Consider the following 7,347-nt stretch of genomic DNA (forward strand, 5'->3'; position numbering starts at 1 on the left):
CCGCGAGGTCCGCGAAATCGAGCGGCTGGACCATCCGCGCCGATGAGGTCCAGATCAGGCGCGGGGCCGGAGATCGCCTCGAATGCAGGCTCCTTCAGGGCGGTGACCTCGTCGAGCCGTTCGCCCGGGTGATCGGCCAGCGCCGGGATACCGAGCAGGGCCATGATCATGGCGATGGGAGCGAGCCGCCGCATCAACTTCGTCCCTCCGCCTCGATGCGCATCTCGATCTCCCGGGCCAGATCCTCGGGGGGGCTGGTCGCCTTCCAGGAAGACGGCCTCGAAGCGGCCGTCGGGCCGCATCAGGTAGATGTGGCCGGCATGCGCCATGCGGTATCCGTCGGCGGCCTCCGCATCCGGCAGCTGCTCATGATAGACCTTGAAGGCATGCGCGGCGGCCGTGACCTGATCGTTGCTGCCGGTCAGCCCGACAAACTCAGGGTGAAAGTTCGCGACGTAGTCGGCCATGACCTCGGGCGTGTCCCGCTCGGGGTCCACCGTGATGAAAAGCGGTGCGACCCGGCCTGCGTCCTCGCCCAGAAGATCGAGCGCGGTGGCCATGTAGGCCAGCGTGGTCGGGCAGACATCGGGGCAGTTGGTGAAGCCGAAGAACACGAGCTGCCAGCGACCGGCGTAATCGGCCTGTGTCACCGCACGCCCGGTGTGGTCGACCAGCTCGAAGTCGGAGCGGATGTCGGCCTCGCCGCTGTAGGCGACCTCAATGGGCGCGGAGGGATCGCGCAGGACGAAGAGTCCCGCGATGGCCAGGGCGAAAACGGCGGCCCCGCTCCAGAGGAGGAAACGCAACCGCCGGTGAAAGCTGTGGGAAGGGAGCATCTGTCTGTCTTTCTGGTTGGCCCGCCCGGGCGAGGGCCCGGGCGGGCCTTCGTTCAGCCCTGGTCGGCCTGGTCGTGGTGTTCCTGCATGTGGGTGTTCATCGTTTCCATCATCTCCATGCAGGCCTGCATGTGCTTCATCATCATCGGCATCATGTTTTCCATGCCTTCCATGCCTTCCATGCCCTGCATCCCGGCCATGTCGCCGCCCATCATGTGGCCGCCCTCCTTCGTCGTTTCCTGGGTTTCCGCCGGGGCGGTCTCCTGGGCGTGGGCCAGGGGGGCGAGCGCGAGCAGGGAGAGGGCGACGGTGCCGCCGAGCTTGGTGGTGGTCTTCATGTCGTGTCCTTTCGGAATGGGTTTCAGTCGGTCGAAATGTCCGGCTTGGTCACCGGATCGCTCTTGTTGGCGCAGGCGGACGAGCCCCCACGCATGCAAAGCCCCAACGCGCACATGACGGCGCAGGGGGCCAAGCTCAGGATCAGGGGCGTGGCGCCGATGGCGGTGAGCCAGCCCCAGTTCAGGATCATGCCGGTGCCGATGACCGCGAAGGCCAGCACCATCCAGCCACGCCGTCCGAACGCCGGGAAACGGCGGACAGGGGCGGTCACGGGGGCGGATTTTGACAATTCGCTCATGCATCGCCCTCCGACTGGAGGCGTCGCACGACCGGCAGGATGTCCTGTTCGAGCGAGCGGCGGTCAAAGGGACCGACATGCTTGTAGGCGATCCGCCCCTGCGCATCGATGACGAAGGTTTCCGGCAGCCCGTAGACACCCCAGTCGATCGAGGCGTGTCCCGAGCGGTCGGCACCGATACGGGTATAGGGATCGCCCGTCTCGTCGAGAAAGGCGAGCGCCGCGTCCGGCGGGTCCGGCGCGTCCTTGTCGTTGATGTCGTGGATCGGAACCGTGCCTCGGGCGGCCAGCTCGACCAGCAGCGGCACCTCGACCCGGCAGGGCACGGACCACGAGGCCCAGACGTTGACGATCGATACCTCGCCTTGCAAATCGGCGGAGGACAGGCCGTCATCGCGGCCCTCGATCGGCGGCAGGTCGAATTCGGGCACCGCGCGGCCGATCAGGGCCGAGGGCAGCCGGTCGTCGGAATTCATCAGGCCCCAGTAGAAGGCCGCCGCGAGCGCTGCGAACAGCGCCGCAGGAAGCAGCACCAAGGTTCGGCCTCGGGATCGCCTGCGCGGGGCCTGTTCCGCCGAGCTCATGGCTTGCCCTCGGCCCCGGCCGAGACCTCTGCCTGGAAGCCGCGCTCGCGCTCCGACCAACTCGTCTTGATGTAGGCCAGCACCGCCTTGACCTCGTCGTCGCTCAGCAGGCCCGCGAAGGCCGGCATGTCGCTCTCGTAGCCGGGCACCACCGCGCCGACACCATGCTTGGTGATGGTAAAGAGATCGCGATCGGCGTGGTGCCAGGTGTGGCCGCTGTCGTCATGCGGCGGGGCGGGCATGCGCCCGTCCTCGGTCCGGCGGCGCCAGTCGGGTTGGCCCTTGAGCTGCGCGCCATGGCAGGCGGCGCAGCTCTCAGCATAGATCGCGCCGCCCTGTTCGACCATGTCTCGCGTGACCGGCTCTCCGAAGATGGCGAGCCCCGCGATTTCCGCCGGTGCCGCACCCTGCGCGTCCTCATCCATCAGCCCTTGGGCCACCGCCGCGATCGCGGCGGCGCCAATCAGGCCCGAGGCGAGGCCGATGGCCAGCCCGCGTCTCATCGCGCGCTCCTGAGGAACTTGACCAGCGCCATCAGGCTCAGAACGAGCAGGGTCAGCACCAGCAGCATGACGACCCCGCCGCCAAGCATCATGGCGCCCATCATCGGTCCGTTCATCATCGACATCATGGCCTCCATGCACTCATTCATCGGAGAACACCGTGATGTCGTCGCCCGCGAAGGCGTAGGTCTTGAGCGTGCCGCTCTTGCCGCCCATGCCGGGGGCGTTCATCGGCATGCCGGGCAGGGTGATACCGGTGACCTCGGGGCGCTCGGTGGTCAGGCGGGAAACGATTTCGGCCGGGACCAGCCCGCTGACATAGTAGCCGTCGACCTGCGCGAGATGGCAGCCAAGCCCCTGCTCGGGCACCCCGGCCTCGATTGAGCGCTTGTCGAAGTCGCGGTCGTCGATCCGCGTCACATGGTAGCCGTTCTCCTCCATGTAGTCGGCATAGGCGTCGCAGCAGCCGCAATTCGGATCACGCCAGATCGTCATCTGCCGATCGGCGGGGACGGTGGCCTCGGCGGGCGTGACCGCCGCGCTGTCGGTTTCGGCAGTGGTGAAGGTCGCGATGCCGATGGCGGAGACGGCGGCCAGGGCGAGGGCGGCGCCGGTGAGAAGCTTGCGGTTCATGTCAGCTATCCTTGGACAGATCGAAAGGGGACCAGTTGGTGCCGCCATCGCGCGAGACGCGCAGGCCGGCAGCATCGGCAGAGATCACGTGGAGCGGATCGGCGGGGTCGACGGCGAGGGCGCTGACGGGGTCGGAGGCGCTCTGCTCCCAGTTCACCCCCGCATCCGTCGACAGCCACAGCCCGGAGGGCAGTGCTGCGAGAAGGCGCTGTGGCGCGTCGGGGGCAAGGGCGAGGATCTCGACCGGTTCCCCCTTGGGCAGCGCGGCCGCCGCCGCGGGGGTGTCGCCCGCCACGAGCGCGTCCAGCGCGTCGCCCGCGACCACGTCCTGCCAGCGGCAGAAGCAGTCGGGCACCCGCGTCAGCCCGGCCCGCGTCCCGGCATAGAGCCAGATGCCGCCCATGCCGGTCTCGTGCGCCACGGAGACAAGGCTGAGCACGTCATGCTCCTCGCCGCCGAGATAGGGGCGATCCATCACGAATTCCCACGTCTCGCCGCCATCCTCGCTGCGCCAGAGCCCGTCGCCTTCGAGAGCGGCATAGATGGTGTCGGGCGCCTGCGCGGCCAGAGCGATCGAAAGGATTGCCGCGCCGGGCAGCCCGGCATCGGCGGGGACCCAGCTTTGGCCGCCGTCATGGCTGCGCCGCAGGGCGCCGTCGCGCCATCCGGCGAGGATCGTGCCGGGGCGGTCGGGATGCGTGGCGAGGGCGGAGGGTCCCGCCGGAGCGTCGAGCCGGGTCCACGCATCGCCCTCGTAGCGCAGCAGTCCGTCCGGCGTGGCGGCAAGGATGGCGGTGCCGTCGAAGGCCAAGGTAGTGACGGCGCCCGGAAGGGCACTCCGGGGGGCCGAGCGGGCGAGGCCCGGGGCGAGCATCGTCATGCCCATCGCGGCAAGGCCGGAGGACAGGACGCGACGGCGCGACAGCGCACGTGCGAAATGGGTGGTCATGGAGAATATCCCGAGAAGGAGAAGGTCGGTTCAGCGTCCGCCTGCCGAGATCGGGCGGGCATGACGAAACCGGGCCGTCACCTGCGCGGTGCGGCCGGTCAGCTCAGGATGGTGGTTCGTGGTGGCGCGGGATCGAAGCCCGGCTGTCGTGTTCGCACCGCCGCGTCCGCGGGCCAATCACGAGCGGTCGCGGCGACAGCCTGCGGCAGCGCCGCCATGGACGTCTCCGTGGACAGCAGCGGCGCGGTGCAGTCGAGGTCGCAGACCACCTGTTCGCCCGCCTCCTGCGCACAGGCTGGGCAGAGATCGTCCTGCTGTTCCACGGTGCTGGACGCCGCCATGTCGATCGACATCCGGGCACCGGCAACGTCATGCACCAGCACGCTGACCAGAAGGGTTAGCGACAGGCAGAACGTGGCAAGGCGAACCCAGAGGCGCATGGCAACGATCTAAGAACGGACGCGCCGCCTGTCTACCGGGCAAAGGGGAAATTCGCTCACGAAACCGTCACCTTGGGGATCGCTGCCGAGGCACGCGCGAAGCGGGAATGTGGTAACGGGCCTGCTCGTTTTCATCTCGCGCGGCCTAGTTGCACGAAGCGGCTGCTGATCGGACTTCCCCTTTCCCCGGGCACACTTACCCCACGGCCTTTGTGATGGGTATGCCGAGAGCGGTATATCCATTCATGATGGCAATGCGGATCTGGACCTCGGCGACTTGGCGATCGAAGTCCCGCGCCATGAGGCGCTGCCCCAGCAGCTTCATGCAGTTCATTTTTGTCTCGGCGCGGCTTCGGCGGTGGTATCCACTCCAGTTTCGCCAGATCGCTCGCCCTAGATATTTCGACGCGCGCAGGGCTTCGTTACGTGCCACCGCACCGGCCGTGGTCGGCTTCCAGGGTTTGGCGTTTTTGCGGGGCGGGATGACGGCGTGGGCGCCTCTATCCGCGATGGCATCGTGGCATTTGCGCGTGTCATAGGCGCCGTCTGCGGTCACGCTGCCGATCTCCTGCTCAGGTGGGATCTGGCTGAGCAGATCAGGCAGCACCGGCGCATCGCCGATGTGGTTCCCGGTGACCTCGACCGCCCGGACCTCCAGCGTCTGCTCGTCGATCCCGAGGTGGATCTTGCGCCAGACGCGCCGTTTGGTGCCACCATGCTTGCGCGCGTGCCACTCGCCTTCGCCCTCGACCTTGATCCCGGTGCTGTCGACCAGCAGGTGCAGCGGGCCTCTGGAGCCGCGATAGGGGATGTTTACAGCAAGGGTCTTCTGGCGACGTGACAGGGTGCTGAAATCTGGCACCGTCCAATCCAAGCCGACCACCTACCACGATGGATTCACGAGATGAATCCTATGCTGGCTTTGTGCAACATGTATAACCGCCCCGTGCGCAAGAGGGTTCTTCGGAGCTCTGGCTGGCGCGCTGTCGGGTGCTGACATGTATCCGGCCTCTTAATGCGACCGTCTGTGCCGCGGGCCCATATGGTGGTCGAGGATCGGGGCCAAATCAAAGCCGCGTGCTCAAAGGCACTTTGTTGATGGCGTGGATGCCCCCTCCCGACGGCATCGCAATGTGCCACTGTGATGTATGTGAAGCCATCACGGAAGGAGAGAGCATCCATGTCCGAAGCTACCTTCATCGGTATCGATCTGGCAAAGCGTGTCTTCCAATTGCACGGAGCACGCGACGACGGGTCGGTCGTTTTCCGCAAGAAGCTTTCGCGTCCTCAATTGATTGCCTTCGTGTCACAGCATCCAAGGTGCGTCATCGCCATGGAGGCCTGCGCGACGGCGCATGGCTGGGGTCGCGAGTTCGAGAAGCTGGGACATGAAATCCGCCTGATCCCACCGATCTACGTGAAACCGTTCGTCAAGCGTCAAAAGAACGACGCGGCGGATGCCGAAGCGATCGTAGAGGCGGCCACGCGCCCCACCATGCGCTTTGTCGCGTTGAAGTCGGAAGCGCAGCAGGCACGAGCGATGCTGTTCCGCACCCGGCAGATGTTCGTCGGCCAGCGCACCCAGTTGATCAACGCTTTACGCGGGCATCTTGCCGAGCATGGCCTGGTTGTTGCCAGAGGGCCCGCGCACTTCAAACGCCTCGCCGATGCGATCGAGGATGATGACACGGCGCTGCTTCAGGACATTCGCGAACTCGGCCGGATGTATCTGGAGCAGATCGAGGGCCTGAATGCTCGGATTGCGGATATAGACGGGAAGGTGAAGAGCGCGGCCAAAGAAGATGGCTTGGCGCAACGCGCCCAAACCATGCCGGGCGTCGGCCCGGTGACAGCTCTTGCCCTCGAAACTTTCGTTCCTGATCTGGCGACGTTTCGGCGGGGGCGCGATTTTGCCGCTTGGCTCGGTCTCGTGCCGAAGCAGCATTCGACCGGCGGCAAACAACGACTGGGCAAGACGTCGAAGATGGGCCAGCGCGACATCCGCACGCTTCTGGTCTCCGGCGCGATGGCGGTGCTCCAAGCGGTCGAACGATTTGATACCTCGAGCAATGGCTGGCTGAAGCGCCTGCTGAGCCGCAAGCCACGCATGGTCGCCGCGATCGCGCTGGCCAACAAGATGGCGCGTGGCCTCTGGGCCATGATGACAAAGCAAGAGGATTACCGGAACCCGGCGGCGATGATGGCGTAAGCGCTCGACGCTTGCCACGTCGTCCCGGCACGTCGGGGGTGTGAGGAGGTCACTGAACAGTAAGGGCACAGGATCGATCAGATCCGGGTCAGAGAAAGCAGTCTTTGTGCAGGAGCCATCGAGCTCGGTTTGTTGATATGCTTCTGATCCGCGCATCGCCATACCGGCCCGCGGCCACATCAGCGCCGCATAGATAGGCCTGATACATGACCGCACCCGATCACACGCTTGAGCCGTTCAAACATCGCTTGCATCAACGGGGGCATCCATACATGCACTCTGGGTGTCCCGATCTCGTCTCACGACGGCTGCGCCATAACACTCCTTGCCCTCTTTCGCTCCGGCGTTCTCCGATCGAAAACGGGCTACGCCGCCGCGACCGGAGCCTTGTAGACGCCGCCTCGGGCCATCAGGGCCCAGACGATCCGCGCCAATTTGTTCGCCAGTGCCACGCGCACCAGCATGCCTGGCTTGCGCGCCAGCAACCCACCGAGCCAAGTGCCTTGCTGTGCCATGGGTGGAAGAGCTATGCCCGAATTTGGGTAACGCGCTTTGA

Annotated in this window: 10 protein-coding genes and 2 pseudogenes; 1 reads left to right on the forward strand and 11 read right to left on the reverse strand. The window is 66.0% G+C overall.

Annotated elements, in window-relative coordinates; all coding sequences use genetic code 11:
• From MBELCI_RS17830 to MBELCI_RS17870, 10 genes and pseudogenes are all read right to left on the reverse strand, one after another.
• The coding region (locus MBELCI_RS17830) for an SCO family protein (protein WP_110546644.1) at positions 1-836 on the reverse strand (836 nt) is incomplete at its 3' end.
• 53 nt (positions 837-889) lie between these two features.
• Positions 890-1,174 (reverse strand): hypothetical protein, encoded by a 285-nt coding sequence (locus MBELCI_RS17835; RefSeq protein WP_021695646.1) that lies wholly within the window; start codon positions 1,172-1,174, stop codon positions 890-892.
• 23 nt (positions 1,175-1,197) lie between these two features.
• The gene (locus MBELCI_RS17840; RefSeq protein WP_021695647.1) at positions 1,198-1,473 is read right to left on the reverse strand and encodes a hypothetical protein; all 276 of its coding nucleotides are present in this window, start codon (positions 1,471-1,473) and stop codon (positions 1,198-1,200) included.
• Entirely contained in the window at positions 1,470-2,006 is a 537-nt protein-coding gene (locus MBELCI_RS17845; protein WP_021695648.1) for a DsbE family thiol:disulfide interchange protein, read from the reverse strand. The genes MBELCI_RS17840 and MBELCI_RS17845 overlap by 4 nt, the downstream gene beginning before the upstream one ends.
• A 47-nt stretch (positions 2,007-2,053) precedes the next feature.
• On the reverse strand, positions 2,054-2,560 hold the full coding sequence (locus tag MBELCI_RS17850) for a c-type cytochrome (protein WP_021695649.1): 507 nt from the start codon (positions 2,558-2,560) through the stop codon (positions 2,054-2,056).
• Entirely contained in the window at positions 2,557-2,685 is a 129-nt protein-coding gene (locus tag MBELCI_RS22395; protein WP_268744207.1) for a hypothetical protein, read from the reverse strand. The genes MBELCI_RS17850 and MBELCI_RS22395 overlap by 4 nt, the downstream gene beginning before the upstream one ends.
• 16 nt (positions 2,686-2,701) lie before the next feature.
• Complete coding sequence (locus MBELCI_RS17855) at positions 2,702-3,193, reverse strand: DUF411 domain-containing protein (RefSeq protein ID WP_021695651.1); 492 nt, start codon at positions 3,191-3,193, stop codon at positions 2,702-2,704.
• Between the two features lies 1 nt (position 3,194).
• Positions 3,195-4,142: a WD40/YVTN/BNR-like repeat-containing protein gene (locus tag MBELCI_RS17860; protein WP_021695652.1), complete on the reverse strand. Its 948-nt coding sequence runs from the start codon at positions 4,140-4,142 to the stop codon at positions 3,195-3,197.
• A gap of 98 nt (positions 4,143-4,240) precedes the next feature.
• The gene (locus tag MBELCI_RS17865; protein ID WP_045320469.1) at positions 4,241-4,582 is read right to left on the reverse strand and encodes a hypothetical protein; all 342 of its coding nucleotides are present in this window, start codon (positions 4,580-4,582) and stop codon (positions 4,241-4,243) included.
• Between the two features lie 196 nt (positions 4,583-4,778).
• Positions 4,779-5,465 (reverse strand): annotated as a pseudogene (locus MBELCI_RS17870) (IS5 family transposase); the annotation flags it as partial.
• 297 nt (positions 5,466-5,762) lie between these two features.
• Here MBELCI_RS17870 and MBELCI_RS17875 point away from each other — a divergent pair.
• Positions 5,763-6,791 (forward strand): IS110 family RNA-guided transposase, encoded by a 1,029-nt coding sequence (locus tag MBELCI_RS17875; protein ID WP_021695656.1) that lies wholly within the window; start codon positions 5,763-5,765, stop codon positions 6,789-6,791.
• Between the two features lie 365 nt (positions 6,792-7,156).
• Here MBELCI_RS17875 and MBELCI_RS17880 read toward each other — a convergent pair.
• Positions 7,157-7,347, reverse strand: a pseudogene (locus tag MBELCI_RS17880) (hypothetical protein); the annotation flags it as partial.

Origin of the sequence: Limimaricola cinnabarinus LL-001 (assembly GCF_000466965.1) — a bacterium.
Lineage (GTDB): Bacteria > Pseudomonadota > Alphaproteobacteria > Rhodobacterales > Rhodobacteraceae > Limimaricola > Limimaricola cinnabarinus.